The organism is Gluconobacter sp. GP1 (assembly GCF_032913585.1).
GTDB classification, from domain to species: Bacteria; Pseudomonadota; Alphaproteobacteria; order Acetobacterales; family Acetobacteraceae; genus Gluconobacter; species Gluconobacter cerinus.
Window position 1 is genome coordinate 1 of the sequence record NZ_JASGXC010000088.1, and the last position, 227, is coordinate 227.

The following is a 227-nucleotide window of genomic DNA, read 5'->3' on the forward strand; positions in this document are numbered from 1 at the left end:
GCCGGGACGGGGGTGGTCAGTTCGTCGCGTGCGGCCAGCATGGCCTCACTGATCCGGCGTCGGCCGCGCCGCGTGCACGGGGCCTGCGCCCTCTGCGTCTGTGCAGAATGCTCCATTGATCGGTCCGGTCTGGGGGTGAAGGGACCACCTCACGGCCGGACACCAGACAAAACGCTCCCGTTCGCAATTTAGTGCTTGCGTTTCGAAAAGAGCTGACGCTAGATGAA

At 64.3% G+C, this 227-nt stretch carries 1 protein-coding gene; it reads left to right on the top strand.

Features of this window, described 5'->3' with window-relative positions:
- Positions 1–192: hypothetical protein (locus R5H23_RS17040; RefSeq protein WP_317216153.1), on the top strand; the 192-nt coding region annotated here is incomplete at its 5' end.
- Positions 193–227 lie beyond the last annotated feature (35 nt).